Origin of the sequence: Paenibacillus durus ATCC 35681 (genome assembly GCF_000993825.1) — a bacterium.
Taxonomy (GTDB): domain Bacteria; phylum Bacillota; class Bacilli; order Paenibacillales; family Paenibacillaceae; genus Paenibacillus_AQ; species Paenibacillus_AQ durus_B.
This window is the reverse complement of record NZ_CP011114.1, coordinates 3,130,314-3,150,218: the sequence shown is the minus strand read 5'-3', so window position 1 is coordinate 3,150,218 and position 19,905 is coordinate 3,130,314. Positions and strand designations below refer to the sequence as shown.

Annotated in this window: 16 protein-coding genes and 1 pseudogene; 15 read left to right on the top strand and 2 right to left on the bottom strand. The window is 45.3% G+C overall.

Translation table 11 applies throughout. The features are described 5' to 3' along the window. Nucleotides 1–52 precede the first annotated feature (52 nt). The 12 genes from VK70_RS14530 to VK70_RS27900 all read left to right on the top strand — a co-directional run bounded on the left by VK70_RS14530 (nucleotide 53) and on the right by VK70_RS27900 (nucleotide 15,088). A complete protein-coding gene (locus VK70_RS14530) occupies nucleotides 53–286 on the top strand; it encodes a hypothetical protein (RefSeq protein WP_025696287.1) in 234 nt (77 codons plus the stop codon). After that, on the top strand, nucleotides 286–4,650 hold the full coding sequence (locus tag VK70_RS26520) for a phage tail tape measure protein (RefSeq protein ID WP_025696286.1): 4,365 nt from the start codon (nucleotides 286–288) through the stop codon (nucleotides 4,648–4,650). The genes VK70_RS14530 and VK70_RS26520 overlap by 1 nt, the downstream gene beginning before the upstream one ends. Before the next feature lie 61 nt (nucleotides 4,651–4,711). Beyond that, nucleotides 4,712–6,040 carry a hypothetical protein gene (locus VK70_RS14520; RefSeq protein ID WP_025696284.1) on the top strand — a complete coding sequence of 443 codons (1,329 nt, stop codon included), beginning with the start codon at nucleotides 4,712–4,714 and terminating at the stop codon, nucleotides 6,038–6,040. A 16-nt stretch (nucleotides 6,041–6,056) separates the two neighbouring features. Next, nucleotides 6,057–6,668 (top strand): hypothetical protein, encoded by a 612-nt coding sequence (locus VK70_RS14515; protein WP_025696282.1) that lies wholly within the window; start codon nucleotides 6,057–6,059, stop codon nucleotides 6,666–6,668. Next, complete coding sequence (locus VK70_RS14510) at nucleotides 6,661–7,131, top strand: phBC6A51 family helix-turn-helix protein (RefSeq protein WP_025696280.1); 471 nt, start codon at nucleotides 6,661–6,663, stop codon at nucleotides 7,129–7,131. Before VK70_RS14515 ends, VK70_RS14510 begins: the two co-directional genes overlap by 8 nt. A 442-nt stretch (nucleotides 7,132–7,573) precedes the next feature. Next, the gene (locus VK70_RS28345) at nucleotides 7,574–7,714 is read left to right on the top strand and encodes a hypothetical protein (RefSeq protein WP_155986927.1); all 141 of its coding nucleotides are present in this window, start codon (nucleotides 7,574–7,576) and stop codon (nucleotides 7,712–7,714) included. Between the two features lie 127 nt (nucleotides 7,715–7,841). Next, nucleotides 7,842–8,249 (top strand): PBECR3 domain-containing polyvalent protein, encoded by a 408-nt coding sequence (locus VK70_RS14505; protein WP_025696278.1) that lies wholly within the window; start codon nucleotides 7,842–7,844, stop codon nucleotides 8,247–8,249. 942 nt (nucleotides 8,250–9,191) lie between these two features. Continuing rightward, on the top strand, nucleotides 9,192–9,920 hold the full coding sequence (locus tag VK70_RS14500) for a hypothetical protein (protein ID WP_025696276.1): 729 nt from the start codon (nucleotides 9,192–9,194) through the stop codon (nucleotides 9,918–9,920). Between the two features lie 253 nt (nucleotides 9,921–10,173). Then, entirely contained in the window at nucleotides 10,174–11,229 is a 1,056-nt protein-coding gene (locus VK70_RS14495; RefSeq protein ID WP_081754898.1) for a DUF4238 domain-containing protein, read from the top strand. Between the two features lie 697 nt (nucleotides 11,230–11,926). Then, nucleotides 11,927–13,243, top strand: a complete 1,317-nt coding sequence (locus tag VK70_RS14485) for a hypothetical protein (RefSeq protein ID WP_025696270.1) — start codon at nucleotides 11,927–11,929, stop codon at nucleotides 13,241–13,243. Beyond that, nucleotides 13,206–14,426, top strand: coding sequence for an SIR2 family protein (locus VK70_RS14480; RefSeq protein WP_025696268.1), 1,221 nt, complete (start codon nucleotides 13,206–13,208; stop codon nucleotides 14,424–14,426). The genes VK70_RS14485 and VK70_RS14480 overlap by 38 nt, the downstream gene beginning before the upstream one ends. Nucleotides 14,427–14,575: 149 nt before the next feature. Then, nucleotides 14,576–15,088, top strand: coding sequence for a hypothetical protein (locus VK70_RS27900; RefSeq protein ID WP_144415239.1), 513 nt, complete (start codon nucleotides 14,576–14,578; stop codon nucleotides 15,086–15,088). A gap of 176 nt (nucleotides 15,089–15,264) precedes the next feature. Here the strand turns inward: VK70_RS27900 and VK70_RS14470 are convergent, their stop codons facing one another. Together VK70_RS14470 and VK70_RS27260 are read right to left on the bottom strand one after the other, a co-directional pair. After that, on the bottom strand, nucleotides 15,265–15,537 hold the full coding sequence (locus VK70_RS14470; protein WP_025696264.1) for a DUF6809 family protein: 273 nt from the start codon (nucleotides 15,535–15,537) through the stop codon (nucleotides 15,265–15,267). A gap of 78 nt (nucleotides 15,538–15,615) precedes the next feature. Then, a pseudogene (locus VK70_RS27260) lies at nucleotides 15,616–15,708 on the bottom strand (helix-turn-helix domain-containing protein); the annotation flags it as partial. A gap of 488 nt (nucleotides 15,709–16,196) precedes the next feature. On the opposite strand from VK70_RS27260, the gene VK70_RS27255 reads away from it, so the two are divergent. The 3 genes from VK70_RS27255 to VK70_RS14465 all read left to right on the top strand — a co-directional run bounded on the left by VK70_RS27255 (nucleotide 16,197) and on the right by VK70_RS14465 (nucleotide 19,891). Next, nucleotides 16,197–16,361, top strand: a complete 165-nt coding sequence (locus VK70_RS27255) for a gallidermin family lantibiotic (protein ID WP_081754897.1) — start codon at nucleotides 16,197–16,199, stop codon at nucleotides 16,359–16,361. 112 nt (nucleotides 16,362–16,473) lie between these two features. After that, the gene (locus tag VK70_RS29545; RefSeq protein ID WP_201778729.1) at nucleotides 16,474–16,614 is read left to right on the top strand and encodes an FDLD family class I lanthipeptide; all 141 of its coding nucleotides are present in this window, start codon (nucleotides 16,474–16,476) and stop codon (nucleotides 16,612–16,614) included. A gap of 100 nt (nucleotides 16,615–16,714) precedes the next feature. Continuing rightward, nucleotides 16,715–19,891, top strand: coding sequence for a lantibiotic dehydratase (locus VK70_RS14465; RefSeq protein WP_025696262.1), 3,177 nt, complete (start codon nucleotides 16,715–16,717; stop codon nucleotides 19,889–19,891). The last annotated feature ends 14 nt before the right edge of the window (nucleotides 19,892–19,905 follow it).

Sequence of the window (19,905 nt, the reverse complement as noted above, 5' to 3'; positions counted from 1 at the left end):
GACCCGGCGCAAAAGCGTCGGTTCTTTTTATTTTGAACGGAGGTAATCACGAATGAACTATGAGATTTTAGCGTTAACAATAGATTTAATCACGAAGCAGTTAGGTCACTTCTCGGATATCAAGAAAGCGGAAGGTACGGAGGAAGAGAAACAGGCAGCAAACGCAGCGGCTGCGGCTGCAATTTTGTATGGCCTTGAAACTGCGGGGTTAGTGCCGGACATGACGCCGGAAGAACGGGAACAAGCGACGTTACTCGTTGCGAAGATTGCCGAGGTGTTGGCGTAGTGGATGCCGTAGAGGTAGGCGCCATAAAAGCGAAGCTCACAGTTGATATAAGCAATTATACTGCGGGCATGGATAAAGCAAAGCAGAAATCGGCAGAACTCGGCCACTCCGCACACCAGGCGCAAGCGTCGTTCATGGGGTTGAACATGGCGCTCAAGGACGTGGGCGCGTCCTCCGCTCAGATCACGCGGATTAACGATGCGCTCCGGAAGGCGAATCCGGAATTACTCCGTAAACAGATCGCAGCCGTTACGGACGAGATGCGTAAGCTTGGCGCGAGCGCGGCCGAGATCGATAAAGTCGCGAAGGAGATCGAAAAGAACGCGCTTGCTACGAACCGGACAGCGAACGAAGTCAAGGCGCTAGGCGCGGCCTATATCGGACTTGCCGTTGCGATGGCGGCGATTATTACGAAGTCCGTTCAGACGGCAGCATCATTCGAGCAAGCGATGGCGAAGGTTAAGGCGATTACGCAGGCGACCGGAGCCGAGTTCGAAAAGTTGCGTGAGCAGGCGATACAGCTTGGGGCTCAGACGGTGTTCAGCGCTTCGCAAGCGGCGGATGCGCAAGCCCTCCTCGCACAAGCCGGGTTTAAAACGAAGGACGTTATGACCGCCATGCCCGGCGTTTTATCGCTTGCCGCCGCTGGACAAATGGACTTAGCGAATACGGCCAGCATCGCGGCAAGCGTACTGAACGGTTTCCGCCTTGAAACGGAAGAAACAGGCCGCGTAGTGGACGTACTAGCAAAAGCGTCTATCGACTCGAACGCGGATATTTCGGACCTGGGTCTAAGTATGAAATACATTGCTCCGGTTGCGGCGAACATGGGCCTGTCCGTAGAAGAAGCGACGGCAGCGGTCGAAGCGCTGTCTAACGCCGGTATTCGTGGTGAAAACGCAGGCACGTCCCTTCGCGCTATCCTCCTGCAGCTCGCGTCACCGTCGCAGGAAGCCGCGTTCTACATGCAGAAGCTCGGCGTATCAATCCAGGACAGCACTGGCAACGTCCTCCCGTTCGCGCAAATCATCGGACAGATGCAAGGCGCTTTTTCCCGCCTGACACAAGCGCAGCAGGCCGACGTAGCCGCAACGCTCGTAGGCCAAGAGGCAGCAAGCGGATTTCTAACGCTCATCTCGAATGGACAGTCAACGCTCGAATCGTACACCGCGTCGCTTCAAAACGCAGGAGGAACGGCCGAGCAAGTTGCAGGGACGCAAATGGACACGCTCAAAGGTTCGATAAACGAGATGCAGTCCGCGCTTGAATCGGCTGGAATTTCGGTAGGCGATAAGTTCGCGCCAGCCGTCCGAATAGTCACGGAGCAGATTACGGGCCTCATCAATGGGTTTACAAATTTGAGCCCGCCTGTACAGGGCGCAATTATTGCGTTTGCTACAGCAGGACCGATTGTTGGCGGGTTGATAGCGGTCGGAGTTTCGCTTGTTGCCGTATTAAAAGAGGTTGCCGCTACTTCTACGGTGGCTGCTGCAGGTATGACCGCTTTTACCGCGAGTCTTCCGATTATCGGCGCAATCTCACTCGCCATTTCCGCATTAGCAGCGGGTGCAGCAGCGTTAGCCGGCAAGTACGCAGAGACGAAAAAAGCTGCGGAAGACTTTGCGGCGGCTCAAACGTCTCTTAACGACGCACTCAGTAAATCGCCATTAACGCGCACAACCGGCGACCTCGAAGACTTGCGCGGTAGAATCGAAGAAACTACGCAGGCACTTCGTGACCGTGAAGCGATCGAGCGCAGGATTGCGGACTTGAAGAGCGGTAACACCCGGATGGACTGGCGTGCAGGTGCGACAGAGTTACGCAAGCTGAACGATGAACTCGAAGCGGCGGACAAGAGACTGCGCGATTTAGGGTACGCAAGTAGTGAGGATGCGGCGGGCGGAATTGCGAAGATGAACAAAGCGATTAACGATTCGGTACCGGCGCTGCTGCAGGAGGAGCGCGCTAATCTACAGGCGGCGGCTGCAAGTAACGACCGTCTGACGGCGATTGAGTCGAGTATAGCTTCGTATAAAAAGCTGTCCAGCGCGCAGAGACTTGACGCCGGTCAGAAAGAGCAATTGCGGTCGGCGACGGCTGCGCTAGTTAAGCAGTATCCTGGTTTGCATACGGAAATGGATAAGGAAGGGAATCTCCGCATTACGAACATAAACCTCGCGGAGTCTCAAGCGTCAGCCGAACGCAGCCTGCTCGATGGTACGCTAAAGGTCGAAAAAGCCCGCATCGAACAAATGGAGCGGACGACGAAAGCGCAAAAAGCCGCGATCGAGGCGCAAATCGCGAACTACCAAGCGCTCCTCAAGACGATGAACGCTGTCATTAGCGCATCCGGAAGTTCAGCGCTAAACGATCCGGATACCCTTGCGGCCGAGAAAGTCTACGTCCACGGGCAGAAGCGCCTAGATGCCTTATATCCGGAGCAGAACCAAGTACAGTCGGCGCTAAACGAACTCGAAGCGCAAAAATCCGCGCTAACAAGCGGAAACTTGGACGCATACTCCGGCAGAACAACCGGTCCCGGCGTTGACCTATCGAAGCCTAAGAAGCAGCGAACGTCGAAACCGAAACCCAAAACGGAAAAGCCCGGTAAGTCCCCTGCCGAAATTGCCGCCGAACTCCGCAAAAAACTGTACGATGCCGACCTTAAAACCGTGCAGTTCCAATCTGATTTCTACAACCTCACGGCAGAAAAACAAATCGAGAAATACGAAGCTCTCAAGAAGAAGCACGCGCAATTCCTCAAAGAGAGTGTAGACGACGCCCGCACGCTCTCCCTACAACTTAAACGTCTCGGTGAAGATTCCGTACAGTCCCGTTTCGAGTTCTCCGAGACTACCATCGACCAGGAAATGAAGCGTATGGAGGATGCGGGAAAGTCGGAGAAAGATATGGCGAACCAACGCTTGTATTTGTGGACGAACGTTAGGAAGAAGTACGCCGCTGACTCCGACCAGTACAAGAAGGCCGACGAAGAGGTGCGCCAAGCCCGGAAAGACCTAGCGCAAGCCTCGGCGCAGGAGGAACGCGACACGTACGATAAACGCGCGGAGCTTATCGAAAAGGAAATCCGCCAGATGGAGGACGCCGGAAAATCTGACGCAGAGATTGCCGCGTTTAGAGTCCGCAAATGGCAGGAGCTTCGCGACAAGTACAAGTCCAATACGGAATTTTACGCGCAGGCTGACGAGGAACTATACAACGCACGCAAGGACTTGACGACTAAAACGGTCGAGCTCGCGAAGGACCTCGTAGACGCAGAAAAGAAAGCGGTCGAATCCGCAAAGAAGGCCGAACTTGACGCGATCGAGGCGGCAAAAGATGCGGACGTTGAGGCGATTAAAAAGCGTAAAGACGAGTACATCAGCGCTCAGGACGCTAAGATTGCCGCCATAGACGACCTCCTCGCGAAAGAGGCCGAACTCAATACGGACGCCGACTACGAAACGCAGCTCGCGCAGAAGAACGCACGCATTGCGGAATTATCATCAGCAGTCGGTCCGGAAGGAATAGTGGAACGAGAACGGACGATCGAAGAACGCGACCGGATGGTACTCGAACATGAACGCGAACTCCGCAAACGTGAGCTCGAATCGCAAAAGGGAGCGCTCCAAGACGAAAAGGATACGCAAGCCAAGGCGTACGAGGCCGAAATCACCGCGCGCGAGCAATCGTACGAACGCGAGAAGGCGGATGCCGAGGCGCAGTATGATGCGCTGCTCGCCGCATTCGAATCGTATTCAGGCGATATTCAAACGATTGAGGCCGCGATTGCGTCGTTCCGCGTATCCTCCGCAGCCGGAGCGAACGCCTCTATACTCGCGGGGCTTGACGATTTCGTTTCGCAGTATAACGCAAAGATGGCGTCAGTTACCGCAGCGCGAGCTGAAGCGCAGGAAGCGTTAGACCTTGCCCGCTATAACGCTAATAAGGATTCCTGGGCGCAAGCTAAATCGGTAGGTAATACGGCGGAAATGGCGCGCCTACAGGCGGAGAACCAGGCGATTCGTGACAAGTACGGAGTTCCCAACGATAACGGCCAAAAGCTACAGCACTTCAAAGATGGAGGTATCGTTCAAGGATTACAAGGCCAACCAGTCCCAATCGTCGCACACGGGCAGGAGGTTGTGTTGAACTACCGGCAGCAAGCCGCCTTGTTCGATATGCTCGCCGTATCCACTCCTCGTTTAGCCTCGAAAGAGCCGGCCGCTCCGACGTACATTACGCAGCATATCGACCTGGGCGTAGATGAAGTAACGCTCACGGACAAGGCGGACATTACTACGTTTTATGACGAACGGACGCGCGCACTGTCCCGGCTGCAAGCGATGGGGGTGAAAGAGTGACGTACGAACAAGGGCGCTCGAATTTCGGGCGCTCTAAATTTAATATACGGAGGTTGAACGGATGACATTATTATTGGCGAGTTTAGGCGAGGACTTGGCGGTCTTGGCTGCGGATACGGCTATATCAACGATGATTGACGGAAAATGGTATCGTGCGGCCGACGATTACAGGAAGCTACACGTTGTAGGCGATGACCTCGTTTTTCTCTCGGGTGACGTTAACCTGTCCGAGTGGACGATTCAAAAGTATAAGCAGTCAGAGGCTAAGGGACCGAAAGAACTCCGCAGGCTCATGCGCCAGGAGTACGATAAATACTGCAGAATCCGGCCGGGATTTGCGGAGCGCGATGATTGTATCGGTCTGCTCGCATTTCTGTGCGCAATGGAGGGCGGTAAGCCAGTCGGATACCTAATTGATTCCGCAAAGAACTTCGAGATTGAACGCTGCCAGGCCCCGGAAAATGATTCCGTTACGGTAGCTGCCGGAATAAACGACGAGGTTGCGGGCGCGTTTCTAAAAGAGGCGTACGCTCGCGGCGTCGGAGCGGTTCAAGCCTACGGATATGTATTCGATAGATTGGCCGGTGAGCAGATTGGCGGCAATGCGGACGTTTACTTGATGGACCGTAACGGCATCCGGATTATTCATAGCCAAACGATTGCCGAACCGCCGCTTAACCGTGTAGGCCCGGAGTATACGGTGTTTTCGAAGGAGTTAGACGAACGTGTCCGGACGCTCATGCTTAGTGCAATCATAACGGGTTCACACATCAACGTCGGTAACGGTACATTTACCGTCGACGGAAGCACCGGCCATATGCGTACAACGAGCGGAGAGTTTAGCGGTTCGATAACGGCATCTACGGTAACCGGCTCGACGATTCAGACCGCGACATCGACGCGCCGCATTATACTCGACCCGAACGGCCTACGCTCGTTTGACGGAAACGGAACGCGGCGCATTTCAATCGACACAAACGACGGCTTCGGCACGCAAGAACTTAGATTCTACGGAGCGACCGGCGGCAAAAGCGGCGTGGTTAGCGGAAGTGACGGACGCCTGAACGTAGCGGCATCGTCCGGGCTCCTTGTGCTTGCGGGTCCGACGGTCGTGCTGGGCGGTGAGGCTAACGTCGAGGATTTCCCAATTACGCACACAATCGCGGTCGGGTCAGACGTTAGCACATTCGATTTTAACGGAGTGCAGGTCGTCAACCTATCCGCGCTTGACTCGCTGCAGTCCGAAGTGTCTACGCTGTCGTCGTCAATCAGCGGTAAGGCAGAGCGTTCAGAGAGCGGCTATAATCTAGCATTTGACCTGACAACGCGAAACCTTAAAATGTATAGCCGGACGGGTGCGTTGTTGGCTACGGTAAATATACCGGCGTAACGGAAGGGGAAACGAAATGACACGACAAACTAACGAAGAATTACGGTCCGACATCGCTGAACTGACGGAGCGCATACGCCAAATCCGTATTGAGCAAGGACTGCCGACCGATCCGTTGCCGCGTCCGGAGGTCGTTGAGCCGCAGGTAGCTGCCGCGATCGTACACCGCCTCGCCCCGTTTAAAGCGATTGCGGTTAAGCTTGCGGCTATTCTGGCGCAGGGACAACTTCCGCGCATTGACGTTAGCAAGCTCGAAAAGTACCGCGAGTATGGGCGCATGCTCAACTACTCATACGGTATGTTTGCTCCGTTTTACGCATCCGGGGTTCATTCGGTATTCTGCGAGCTTGAGCGTATTAACGCAGCTATTGACGAGGGGCAAACGGCTGACTTCGATGTAAACAGCGCTATGCGGCGTCTTCACTTCGACATAAGCGCGTTAATGGAAGACCGCTCAATTAGCCAGTGGGGTATGTACGATAAATACGGCGGAAGCTATACGGAGGAGCGCAAGGCAGCAGAGGCGGAGATGAAACGCCTTATCGCGGACGACGAAGCGTTCCAGGCCGCGTATAGCGAAGCACTAACGCAATTACCTACGAAAGAGGAGGACGATTTATATGAGTAACGCGAGACAACGGAAGGTATTGGAGGCGCAGCTTACACCGCAGCAACGGAAGGCCGCGCAACTTACCGTTAATAACGAATGGGCGGAGTTGCTGAACGAAGACGGCAAGAAGAAGACAGCGCAAGAACTGGCAGATGAGATCGGGATCGCGCGTAGTACGTACTTTGAGTGGAAGGCGCAGGAGGTATTTGGTGCATACGTTAACTACCTTACGGACCTGCAGCTTAGCGCAATGCGCTCAGAGGTAAACGTTCAGTTAATGAAGGCGATTAGAGGCGGAGCAAACGGAGTCCCTTCCGTTAAGGCGCTCGACCTGTATATGCGCAGATACGGACTGCTAACGGATAGAACAATCGTCGAGGATACGCGTCAGACCGTCGAGGACAGACGTAAATCAGACGACGAGATTCGCGCAGAGATTAGCGAATTGGATGCGATGATTAACGGTAGCGACAGCGCGTAAGGGTCCGACTATTTCGGACTAAAAGCGCGTTTCACCTGCACGCGGCTCCCGGCGGGCGCACGCCTGAAAACTCGGGGGTCGACCGCTTTCCGGCGCTGCATATTCGCTGTATAAGCGTAATCATTACGCATGTATAATTTACCAGCGGAGATTAACGTTAATCCGCGCGGCTGTAAGGATCGCTGGATTATGCGCTGGAAATGTATATGCAATGAATATCGTGCGTTTATGCAGCGGAGGGCGCAAAGCCGAGTCACGCCTACGTTTTCACACGATACACATACGCGCAGGATTCCGAGTCCTGTGCGGCAACGAATGTATAACGTATACATTACGATTATTTAACGCTCCACCGCGATGAAGTTACCCCAAGGCCCCCGGACAAAAAGGCTACGTCAGGCCCCCGTAAAATCCGCGTAGCGAAATTATCTCCGGGGGTTAATTGCGGTCCGATTGGCGCGGAAGAGTCCGACACGTAACCGGCGTAATCAGCGCAGTAGGCGCGTGCGTGGCGTATATGCTGGCGAAGGGGTTTGCGGACGGTGCAGGCGCAGAGAATAACGAGGACGGAGCGGAGGAATAAACGTTAAGGTACGCAGGCTTGCGGTATGGATACCGTAGGTCTGCGGATTTATTTTCGAGAGATTGGCGCATTGGAAGGAATTACCGCTCCTTTTGTCGAAGATTAAGACAAAGGGGGATTTGGTAAGGTGGAACAGCTAGACTTGAATATGACGAGCGATAGAGTCATAATTGGAAGAGTGACAGAAGAGGTTCTCTCGATGCTTAGTTTGAGCTATGGAGAGAAGGAGATTGTCTTATGGAAGGACCGAATTAAGTATCTGGATAAACATCGAGCCGATTTTTCCTCAGATGAGGCCTTTGAAAAACACATAAAATTGATTCCCCAAATAATTGAAAAGCCTGACTATGTAGGCCTTCACCCTAAGGGGGATAGTATACAGTACATAAAGAGAATTGATGAATTAATGCTAGTAGCGGTACGAATAAGTAACAATAAAAACTGGGCTTTCCGGTCTTCATACCCAATCTCGCAAGAAACTTTTGATACCTATATTGCATCAGGGTCCGTAAAAAGGGTTGACGAAGACTCATAAATGGATTATAATATGGATACGATAAGTTAAGAGTGAGGTTGCTGAGGTCGGAACAGCCAGCCGACACGCCTTTATGGTCTTTAAAGAGATGGAGAAGTGGCACTCTCCCTCAACCTACTCTTAGCCATGAAAGTCTCGTCCTTGTGACGAGGCTTTTTATGTTGTGATGAACCACACGATTACGTATTCCTAGATTGTAGCGCAGTCTTAGCGGATAAGGTTCCGTTGAGGACTGCGCTTTTTTTCGTTTATGTAAGATGAGCGCTATACTGTTGCGCCAGCCAGCAAATTACGCTAAACTGATATCAGCCAAGCGCACAGTATTTCGGACTCTGCGCAGGGCATAACGAATAAATGAACGGACAGGTCCTCGGGTAGCTGGCGGACAGTAAACGTGATAAATAGCGTAGGAATGCGGGTTTTAGCGCTGTGCTGTCGGAACAGGACTTAAAATCCTGCGGTAGGTGACTACCGTACCGGTTCGATCCCGGTCCTCGGCATCTTAGTAACCCCAAGGGTTTTAGCCCTTGGGGTTATGTTTGTTAAACCAGAAAAAAGTGAATCCTGTGTGCTTAAAATGGGCACAACTAGACACACAGGACTTCATGCGTGAGATCCTCTTTTGGGCTATCTGTTCTTCAAAAAACAGGTAGAGGCAAAGGAGGATTTTTTTTATGGCTTCATGTGTAACTAAAATTAAGGAGATAATGGAAGGGGCTATGGATTTGAGCCAAGCAGGTATTAAGCCCAGTCGCCCATGATAATCAACTTGTAACTGCGAACCTTCTTCAAATGGTGCAGTGAGAGGGCATGGATAATAAAAGAGCTATCTTAAGTTCTTTTTATCCAAATGAAGGAAGTGAATCTGGTTAGGGAGAATTAGGTTATATGTTGTTGATCCTATAGTCCCGCTATATTAGATAGTTTCTTAGGAGTGAGCGTGTGAACAGTAATAAAAGTAAGGGTATTTCTTTAGTGGGTGTTATTGTCGTAGTAGTTCTTGGTGTTATTATTGGTACACATGGCATTAAGTCATCAACTTCAGAAGTGACCATTACTTCCCAAATGGCCAGTAAGAATGGCACACCTCTTTTTACGAAAGAGGTTCTAAGTAATGAGATGGAATTTAACTTTAAAGAAACGACTTGGTTTCCGCTCATCAATTATTACATGATATCTAATGAGGACAGAACTATAAAGATAATCTTAAACAAAGCGAAAAAGGATATTTCTGTAGTAAAGGCAAAATCCATTTCAAGTGCAGTAGCTGGGTTGACTTACAAAGATGGGCGAACAAATTATTTTATATATAAAGTAGTCGATCGTCACAATCAGCTTATTTTTACTTTTGATCTACTTAGGCAAAATTCCGAGAAAATGGCGGCGGAACTAAAGAGGATTTGTAAGCAATCGGATGGAGTGATACGTAGGCTTAAACCGCGTGACGAGTATTGGGACGGGATAAATGTCACCGTTTCAGACTCCTGGTATCTCTCTCAAGAGTTTCAGAAAGAGCGGTTCGTAGATACCTATGGCACTCTAATTTCTCAGACTGTGTTGAAGTACATGTATATTACAGGCAAAGATGATGTTAAGGTCTACTTTGTAGACGAATTTGGTAAAGAGGTGGCTTCTCCGAAGTTATTTGGTGGATACAAGATAAAGGAATAACAAATCCATAAAGTGAAGGTTGAATTTTCAAAAAAATAGTGAAGGTACTTTTTCATCTTTGGGAAAGGCACTGTGACAGATTTTGGACGAAGTGCAGGGGAACCAATACCTACGATAATTTCGGTTGTTAATGGACCTATTGCAAAGCTTGATTTGATTGTCTTTGGCTATGTGGTCATCTTGCCGGTTTGGTTCGGGTGGTGATAAATCTTTAATTTGTTCTTATCGGTTCTAAGAGGGGAGTGAACAACAAATGACAAATGTTCGAAAGAATCACCACTATGTCTCGCAGTCATACCTAAAAGCATGGGGCAATAACCATAATAGAGTATGGAACTACCGGATTTTGGTTTCACATAATTCGGTCCCAATTTGGTCACAATCGTCAATCAAGAGTATAGCTAATCATCAGCATCTATTTACACGGAGTATTGTAGGAAGAGATTCTGACGAATTCGAAATATGGATGGATCAGGAAATTGAGACTCCTGCTCAAATAGCATTATCAAAAGTGCGTTCTAACGAGCCATTAAACACTCACGATTGGGAATGTTTATTACGTTTTGTTGCTCTCCATGATATCCGTTCTCCTGCAAATTATATAAATAGTATGAATCGTTGGAACTCAGAGATGCCAACCGTCATTGAGGAAGTGTTACAATCCTCTGTTAACAGATTGGAAGCAGACGAGAACATAGGAAGCATTCCAACTCATAAGAATTATACAGATTTTGGGATTATCCCTATGAGAGTGTCTAAAGAGATTGATAATAACTCTGAACGGGGGTATTTAAAGGCAGAGGTGCTATTAGGGCGAGGGTTATGGTTGTTTTCTATTCGACATACCCTTTCAAGTACTTACAAAGTATTGAATAAGCATACTTGGAGTATCCTCCTTGCACCTGAAGGGGTAGAGTGGTTAACAAGTGACAATCCAGTAGTTAAGTTAAATTACTACAATGCAGGATCATATGATTTTAAAGGTGGGTGGGGAAATGAAGGAACAGAAATCATATTTCCATTATCTCCAAGTCTGTTGTTGTATGCTAAAGTTGGTGAAAGAGTAACGTTGAATAATATTTCAAAAGAACTTTCTACGATGCTGAATCGATTTATTGCAGAAAATGCTCATCGCTATATATTTGCTACTAATCCGACTAAAGAAACTAGCGAAATTCGCCCACGCATTGTAAATAGTGAAGACTACGAAAATGAAAAAAGGGAGTGGGAGAATTGGCATACTGGACAAAAAAACTTAGAAATGGAGTTTCAGGAATTGAAGGATGCCAGAAAATGCGATCAAGATTGATGATGCACATCATAAAAGGGAGGGGATAAATCCTGATAAAGTGAAACCGGTGAGGGGTAGGGGGTGGTTTCTACCTTTTTTTCAAAATGACTTGTAGGATTAGGGCTGGGTACATCTATAGCTCCAAAGATAAAAAATACCAATCAAAGGAGATGATAAAGGTCTGTAAACCCGCTGATGGATATGACCCCCGAGTCGGCACAGCTATTTACATTCTTAGTATGAGTCTGCTGAATCGCTTCATATTCCATCGCTTGGCTTGTATAACGATCTTCTTTAGTGCTGGTGACAAGATAAGGCGAGCTCTATACTTAGGCAAATCGTTATTGTAAAAAATGCAACGACGATAATTAGTAGGTTTTAGCAATGCCTCTCCCAGCAATACTCCACTATTTAATGAAGGCCAGATGAAGACATAAACTAAGACAAATTCATAATCAATTGCATTTTCGTCTTCTAGCCAAATTTCTTAGCTCCTATTCATTTAAGTTATGGTAATATATGTATAGGTCATTGTAACTATCTTTGTAGATAAATGGAATAGATTTAATCACATTTGTAGAAGTTGAGGAGTAGTGGAGGGTTCTCTTTTATAGCAGGATTTGTTGAAAGATGACGTATAAAAAAGGAATAATGATTTATTTGTTGAATAATGAAAGCATACTTAATTACAATTAATTTAAATTTGAGGTGTTTTATGGAAGTGAATCCAAGTTCGTATGCATTTGCTGGCGTAAAATTTCTTGAATATACAAAACTAAAAACATTCAAATTAGAAATAGAAAACAAGCTTGACTATTTTGGGAATGAAGGTGACTTTAGGGGATATTATACAAAGCTCGTTGAAGTTTTTGGTGAAAACAGAGAAAAAATGAGAGTGATTAATGAATTATTTTTCGAGCATATTATTTATGGAAGGCTTACAAATATTTACTTATTTAATATAGAAACAAAAAAGATATCAAAAGAGATATTTTTTAAAAGGGTATCTAGCCTAATTGATGAATTTAAAGTGAATTTATCAAGTTCCTTATATCCTTACTTATCAAATAAAGGATTCTATTTAATGGATACGATTAATGTTAGTAAAGAAGGAGCTAACTTTATTGCTGGTTATGATTGTGTAGAAAATGATGGTGAAATTTCTTCAGCTAGGCTTTTGTTTGGAAGGAATGTATATAGAAGACAGCAAAATGACCAAGTGAAAAATGAGTATTTGCTTGGAGCTGTGGAAATAGATTTCAATAAGCAAACCTTCACTATTTATACGAGAAATCCAGCTGGTTTAGCACCCAGAGAGAAGAATATATCAGAGAAAGAAAATGAAGGTAAAGAGGAATACTCTGTTTATAAGTATCACTCATACCTAAAAGAAAAGGTTTCTTCATTGCTAGGTATAAAAATAATAAAACCTTCAACTATTGATGATCAAAAAGGGATGTATAAATTGTGTGCAGATTTATTTGATCGATTGGTAGAAGAGCCTCGAAAGATGGTTTTTGAAAACACAAATGACTTAGTACAAAAGAAAGTGAAGCAACTTATTCGGAAAATTAGTGAACTTGGAAATAAGCCCACTAGAAATGAAACAGAAAATTTAGAAAAAAAGTTACAAGCTCTTTTACTAGGAGTGTACATAAGCACAAACATGGACGCAAGTGATTTAAGAACTAAAGCTAGAGAACTGTCATTGATAGGTTACCCAACAAAAATAGATTATAAAAATTCAAGAACTAATAGAAGTTCTACAGGCACATCTACAGCTAAAAGACCTATCGCTAGTTCAGATACTTTATATAGTTTATTAACAGACTTCGAAAACACAGAAAAATTAGATAAATGGTCAATGTCCTGGTTCTTTGATCTTAAAGATGACGAAGATGATGATGTTATTCAAACAACAATAGAATCTAAGAAGGAGTATTTGAAAATTACATTAATTGCAGGCAGACATCATAATAAGGAGATTATTCACCATGTCATTGGAAACATTAATAAATACCGTCAAACATGAATCTTTTCATACAGATGATGAGATTAAAGAATGCATTAACGAGCTTGTAAATGAATATGGTACTAACTTGTTTAATGATGATGATATAACTCAAATTGTTTCTCCATTAAGAGTTTTAATCTGCGAAAAACTACACAATGAAGGTCTGTTAGATATTAATTTTAAATATTTTTGTCATGATAATGATGAAGATGAAGAGACAGACAATTTATCAACAAGGTGTCGCTACTGTAATGTTATACTTCATGAAGGATTGGAAAATCATGAAGTAAATCGAGTGTACCATTTTACTAGGAAAAGTTATGAAGAAATACTACAATATCTAGCAAGTAAAGATGAAGAAAAATACTTAATGCAGGAATTAATTAAGAATTTTGAGAGTTTAGCTAAAGAAATTGATGAAGTAATTCCTTTTCTTGGTGCAGGAGTATCAACACCTCTTAAGTTACCAAATTGGGAGGGGTTGCTTAAAAGATTTGAAGAGCACCTTCCTCAAAATTTTCAGAGAGAAGCTTATAAAGATTTTATCAATAAAGGTAACTTTTTCGGTGGACTAGAGTATTTAATCGATAATTCATACTATATAACAAATGAAGATAGATTAAAGGATGAAATTATAAATATAATGTCGCATGCTGATGTGAAAATTGATGATGAAGAACATAATTTTGATGACATTATTGATCTAAAATCCGATTACTACGTTACAACGAATTATGACTTAGCAATGGAACACTTTATGACAAAAGTGAGTTGCTATAATACTCCTGTTTGCATGGATGAGATTGGAAATTTAAGAAATATGTCTACAACCGGAAATAGTATCATTCACTTGCATGGTCACATTAATCGGAAACCTTCAATGATTGTCACTAAGAAGGATTATGATAAGTTGTACTCTAAGAGAGGCACATTAGTTCAGTTGGCTGCAATCCTTGGAAGTAGACCACTATTGTTTATTGGTTTCTCATTTAAGGATAAATTTTTTGTTGATATGTACAACAAATTAGTTAAAATCTTGGATACTGTCCATTATATTGTTCTTTTTAATCCTGAATATGAGGAAATAAGAAACTTAAATAATAAAAATATAAAAGTACTTGGTTTAAAAGTTTCAGATGGAAATTATGTCAAAGCAATAAAGGTACTTTTTAATTTTGTTAAAAAAAATAAGACATTGTAAGCTCAAAAAACGAATGGATTTAAATTTTTGATACCGACCCAACAATTTTAGTAGTTCTATTGTTTTTACTACCCTTCTCATTATCAAAGAAAATTTAGACTGGACAAAGGTGATAAAAACTGGGGAAAAGTGTAAATGATACACACAAAATGATCAACTCTATTTCAAGAAAATATAGCCCAACTACCTGTTTACTTCCGGATTTTGTCGTATGGAATCGCAGTGCTTATGCACCAGCGCCTGCCTATTTTCTGGAAACAGATCGGGATGGATGCTTCAGTTGGAACGCAGCACGGGTCCCATGGAGAGTTCCCATTGATTACTTGCTGACAGGAGATACACGGGCACTGGGCCAGATAAGAAAAATGAATGCGTGGATACAACAAAAAACAACTGACAATCCGAGGAAGATTATAGCAGGGTATAAACTAAACGGAGAGTCGTTGAACGATACCGATTCCGCTATTGCTTTCTCTGCGCCTTTTGTAGCTAGTGCTATGGTAGACCCAAGTAATCAAAAATGGCTGAATGCACTATGGAAAAGCACTATGAGTTCTCCTACATCTAATAATACTTACTACGGCAACAGCATCAGATTGCTTTGCATGATCACGGTCTCTGGGAACTGGTGGGATCTCACAGTCATTGAAAGCCCCAACTGATGATTTGAAGAAATTAAAGGATATTGGAAATAATCGCATGGCCCCGTTTTAAACGGGTATCCGTGCGATTTTTTTCGTGTCCAAAACATTCAGGCATTCGCTCATGCTATTAGCCGAAGTGGAATTATATTCCTTAGTATCGGAGCATCAGGAAAGGTACTCAGCTTGCGAGCAAGCTAGTCCTTCCCGGTTAATATCTCAACCATCATTCCTGCTCCAAGCCGGAAGCCGTATGTAAAAGAAGAGGCCAACTCCATTCCATGCGTTTGAGCATACAAGTCCAGCAGAGCCTCAAGCTCCTCAAATTCCTCCTCGGAATACCGCTTTTTCCAAGCTTCTATCGCCTCGGATGTCTTTCGGCTGATCTGCCGATAATTCGGGTCGTTGGAGATTACTTTTTCATCGGGACACAGATTGCCATGATACAATTCCTCCAAAAGGCTTCTCACTTTATCCTCACCCTTTCTGCAAAAATCTGTTGAATTGAGGGCCGCGGTCGATATATCCAACTTTCGGCTTTTAAAACGGGAATAGGTAGCTTGCGTGATGTGAAGCATATTTGCCAGCTCTTGCTGGGTCAAATCTTTGTCTTCCCGTAAATCCCGAATCTTTTTATACATATTCATCACCCAAACCTATCTTAGTTTATACGAAACTCGGATGTTGATTTTTATGCATTTTTCGCATAGGATTTCCTGCGAGAGATCCTCTTTTGAACTATCTGTTTTGCAAAAACAGGTAGAGGCAAAGGAGGATTTTTTTATGACTTCACGCGTAACCGTCGTTGTTCTTGATGCTTCCGGATTGCGGAATCCGGCCAAGAAACCATTAGTTTGATGGAAGTGGATGTTCATCTGCGCGCTATGAAATCTACAATGATGCAACGAAAGTCGTAATGATGAAATATTCTATTAATATGTAAAATTGCGTAAATAAGCAACCTTATTTTGCCTGATATTACGTTATTTTTCAATTTCGGACATGATACTATTTCATTGTAGTTAACGGTACAAGTAATAAGCAGCAGGGTAGGTTCCACATGATTTAAGATACGATGTTCCTTCAGAGCACGTATTTTAAAAATAAATATTATTAGGAGGCAACAACAATGGCAGACAAAAAGATTTTTGAATTGGACGTTCAAGTTTTAAAGAGCGCCAGCAAAGTTGAACCCCAAGTCACAAGTGCATTTGCGTGTACACCAGGCTGTAATCCTACAGCTACCCTGTGTACCAGCTGCGCATTTAATTGTACTTACAAATCGCCATGTTAATGAATTGATAAGACCGAAGAAGAGAGATAATCCGTTATCTCTCTTCTTTCCCCTCTTTCATGCTGCATATGCTGTTATTGTGACTTCAAGCTTGTTAAAGGAGATAGAGGCAATGGCAGACAAAAATATCTTTGAGTTGGACATTCAAGTTTTAAAAAGCAGCAGCAAAGTTGAACCCCGAACGGATACAGTTTATTGTACACAAGGCTGTCCAACAGCTACCCTATGTAACAGCTGTTACTTGTGCTGGTAATTGCCTAATTCATTAACCTGTAAGACCGATGAAGAGGGGCTATGGTTCTCTCTCCTCTTCCTTTATCATAATCTATCATTTGACAAAGGATGGAGTTAAAATGGCTCATATAATTAGCGATAAACCGGTCACTGCAACAAGCTCGTTATTTGCTCCCCTTCCTTTTTTCATGATGCGTATGCCATTATTACCGCTCAATTCGTTCCGCGAGATTCAAGGAGGAGACTATTATATAGAGTCTTTACGTGAACTGCTTGATAACAGCTATGTAAAGGAAGCTATCGCAGTAGCAAGTCCGAGGTTATATGAAGCTTTGCCTCATTTGGTAAACCGATCGGATGAGCGGAAAACAAAGCAGGTGGCTTCGAGTGTGTTAAAGTATCTTTCCCGTATGTCGACTCGTCCTACTCCATTTGGCTTGTTTGCAGGTGTGACCGCCGGTCATTTGGCTGAAAAAACCGATGTTCGTTTGAATCCTCCCGAATATTATACAAAGCGCACACGTCCAGATATGGAATGGCTATTATTTGTAGTACACCGTTTGGAAGAGCGGTTGGATGTGGTCAGGCAGCTTCGGGTGACGCGAAACCATGCTGTTCAGTGTACCGGCAGCCGGATTGAATTCCTGTATCCAACACTCACCGGGCAAGCTCAAAATGTTGAAAACAGTCAGGATGACAAAATATCGGTTCGGGCTACCCCTCCCGCTATGACTGCGCTGGAATTTGCGGCACAGCCTATTTTATTTGCGGATTTAGTACATAAACTAACCAGCCTGTATCAAGAAGGACAGGAAGCAGCCGAACAAGTCATCACGAATTTTGTATGGACATTGTTTTCAAAGGAGTTTCTCATCAGCGAACTTCGTCCGCCTTTAACTGTTCCCTCTCCTTTGGAATATCTTTTGGAGCGACTCGAGCCTCTGGAAGGTGTCGATGAAGAAAAGCGGATGCTGACACAGGTTCAGTCCTTGATCCGGCAATATGATGATTGTTCCCTGGGAGAAGGTTTGGAGATCTACCAGGAAATGACGGAATATATGAAGCAATACGGAGAGACTAAATCTGCCGTACAAGTGGATTTGGCTCTTTCCAGGCAAAACATTGAACTCCATGAATCCATCGGCGAAGAAGCGGCAAAAGTTGGCGAGATCTTATGGTTGCTTTCCGAGTCTGAAGCAGGATTTGCGCATATCAAAGAATACCATGACCGCTTTCTGGAGAAATACGGCGATTGCTGTGATGTGCCTATTCTGGAATTGCTGAATGAAGAGACGGGACTCGGCGTTCCGCCTGTCTACCTGACTCCTCAAATGACTAGCCATGAAGAAAAGACTACAAAGCCAAGAAAAGCTCTCGAACGGCAGCGTCTGATCATGGAAAAAGTGGCAGGCGCTTTGCTGCATCGGCAAATGGAATTGGAATTGACGGATGAGCTCATAGACCAGCTTATTGATAGGGACAAGGACGTCAACGAGGCTCCGGAATCAATTGAGATTTATATGGAGGTACTGGCGTCATCACCGGAGGCTCTTGATCGCGGAGATTATCTGTTAGTTGTTGGTCCCAATCCGGGTTCTCTTGAAGCAGGGGCTACCTTTGGACGTTTTCTTGATATGTTTGATGAGGAGATCCACGAATCGATCAAGGACATCCAAAATCGTCAACAACAATATCAGCCTGAAACGATATTTGCTGAGGCTGCTTTCATACCGAAAAACGGAAGAATCGCCAATGTGATGCTTACTTCCTGTCTTAGGGAATATGAAATTTCCATAGGCACGAACAGCGCTGTAGGGAAAATCCCGTTAACTGTGGATGACATCCTTGTCTGTGCCACACATGATCGGCTTTATTTGAAATCGCGTTCTTTGGGAAAGAAAATAGTCGTTACGGCCGGGCATATGTTAAATTTCCAGCAAGCTCCTCATATCTACCGGTTTATGCGGGAGCTTTCCTTTGAAGGGGTCCGTTTCTGGCAGCCATTTGAGTGGGGCCCTCTGGAGCAATCGGTGTTTTTGCCTCGTTTACGCTACGGCCGGACGATCCTTTCGCCGGCTAAATGGAACTTGTATCTGTCCACCTTCTCTTCCCCTAAACAGGTTCGAGATGACAAAGAATGGTATAAGCGATTTGAAATATGGAAGCGAGAATGGTCGGTTCCCCGTTATGTGTATATGGTATTCACAGATCATCGTATCTTGCTGGATTTGGACAATGCGGAATTCGTCGATGAAGTGAGGAAAGAATTGCTGGCGAATAAACAAGTCGTTCTTCATGAAATGGTACTCTCCTTCGAGGATAGACAGGTGAGCGGAGCGGCGGGCAATTACAACATGGAATGTGTGTTTCAGCTTGAGAAAAAAGAGAGAGCAATTCGTTACCAGCCGGTATCCCCGCTAGTCAAAACATGTCCCAAGGAAGAGCAGATGAAGCTGCCGGGAAGCAATTGGATTTTCGCGAAGCTGTACGGAGGCGAAGATCGCCAGGATGAATTTATCGTTAACGCGATCTATGAGTTTGCGGAAACGATGATACAAAAAAAGTATGCAAACCAATGGTTTTTCATGAGATATCAAGACCCGGCGCCCCACATACGCCTCAGATTCAAGGGAGAACCGGAAACATTGGTTGAAAAGCTGATGCCGGCTCTTCATGATTGGTCAAAGCTTTGTGTCCGGGAGGGATTGATTCAAAAGTTGCTATTGGACACCTATGAGCGGGAGGTGGGACGTTACGGCGGACCGGCTTTGATTTCCGATGCCGAGCAGGTGTTTTTTGCGGACAGCTGTGCCTCTGTACCGTTGATCCGATTGCTTCGCTATGGAGGAACAGACTGGCCTAATTATATAATCGCCTCCATTAGTGCGATCGATATTATGAATCAATTCGGCTTGACCTACTCTGAGCAGCTGGATCTGCTTAATGGAATGATTGATAAAAATGAATACCGTAAAGATTATCGGACCTGGCGCCGTGAATTAATGAACATCCTTGGTTCAGAGCACTGGAATGAGTTGAGAAACCGGCCTGAAGGCGAGGTGATTCTGCAATCATTCGCACAACGTTCCGATGCCTTGCGAAAATATGCTATACGTATGCAGGATGAGCATCTCAATCAGCGTTTATGGAATAATACCCCCAACATCATTTCCAGTATGATGCATTTGCATTTTAATCGTCTACTGGGAATTAATCAGGAATTGGAGAAAAAATCGTTGGCTTTTGCAGCTCATACATTGGACGGTTTGCTTCAATATTGGAAACATAGGAAATGAAAAGGGGTGCCTGG

Excerpts from the sequence above, each read along its gene's own strand:
- VK70_RS14530 (WP_025696287.1), top strand. The coding sequence starts at position 53 with ATGAACTATGAGATTTTAGCGTTAACAATAGATTTAATCACGAAGCAG.
- VK70_RS14520 (WP_025696284.1), top strand. The coding sequence starts at position 4,712 with ATGACATTATTATTGGCGAGTTTAGGCGAGGACTTGGCGGTCTTGGCT.
- VK70_RS14515 (WP_025696282.1), top strand. The coding sequence starts at position 6,057 with ATGACACGACAAACTAACGAAGAATTACGGTCCGACATCGCTGAACTG.
- VK70_RS14510 (WP_025696280.1), top strand. The coding sequence starts at position 6,661 with ATGAGTAACGCGAGACAACGGAAGGTATTGGAGGCGCAGCTTACACCG.
- VK70_RS14495 (WP_081754898.1), top strand. The coding sequence starts at position 10,174 with ATGACAAATGTTCGAAAGAATCACCACTATGTCTCGCAGTCATACCTA.
- VK70_RS14485 (WP_025696270.1), top strand. The coding sequence starts at position 11,927 with ATGGAAGTGAATCCAAGTTCGTATGCATTTGCTGGCGTAAAATTTCTT.
- VK70_RS14480 (WP_025696268.1), top strand. The coding sequence starts at position 13,206 with ATGTCATTGGAAACATTAATAAATACCGTCAAACATGAATCTTTTCAT.
- VK70_RS27900 (WP_144415239.1), top strand. The coding sequence starts at position 14,576 with ATGATCAACTCTATTTCAAGAAAATATAGCCCAACTACCTGTTTACTT.
- VK70_RS27255 (WP_081754897.1), top strand. The coding sequence starts at position 16,197 with ATGGCAGACAAAAAGATTTTTGAATTGGACGTTCAAGTTTTAAAGAGC.
- VK70_RS29545 (WP_201778729.1), top strand. The coding sequence starts at position 16,474 with ATGGCAGACAAAAATATCTTTGAGTTGGACATTCAAGTTTTAAAAAGC.
- VK70_RS14465 (WP_025696262.1), top strand. The coding sequence starts at position 16,715 with ATGGCTCATATAATTAGCGATAAACCGGTCACTGCAACAAGCTCGTTA.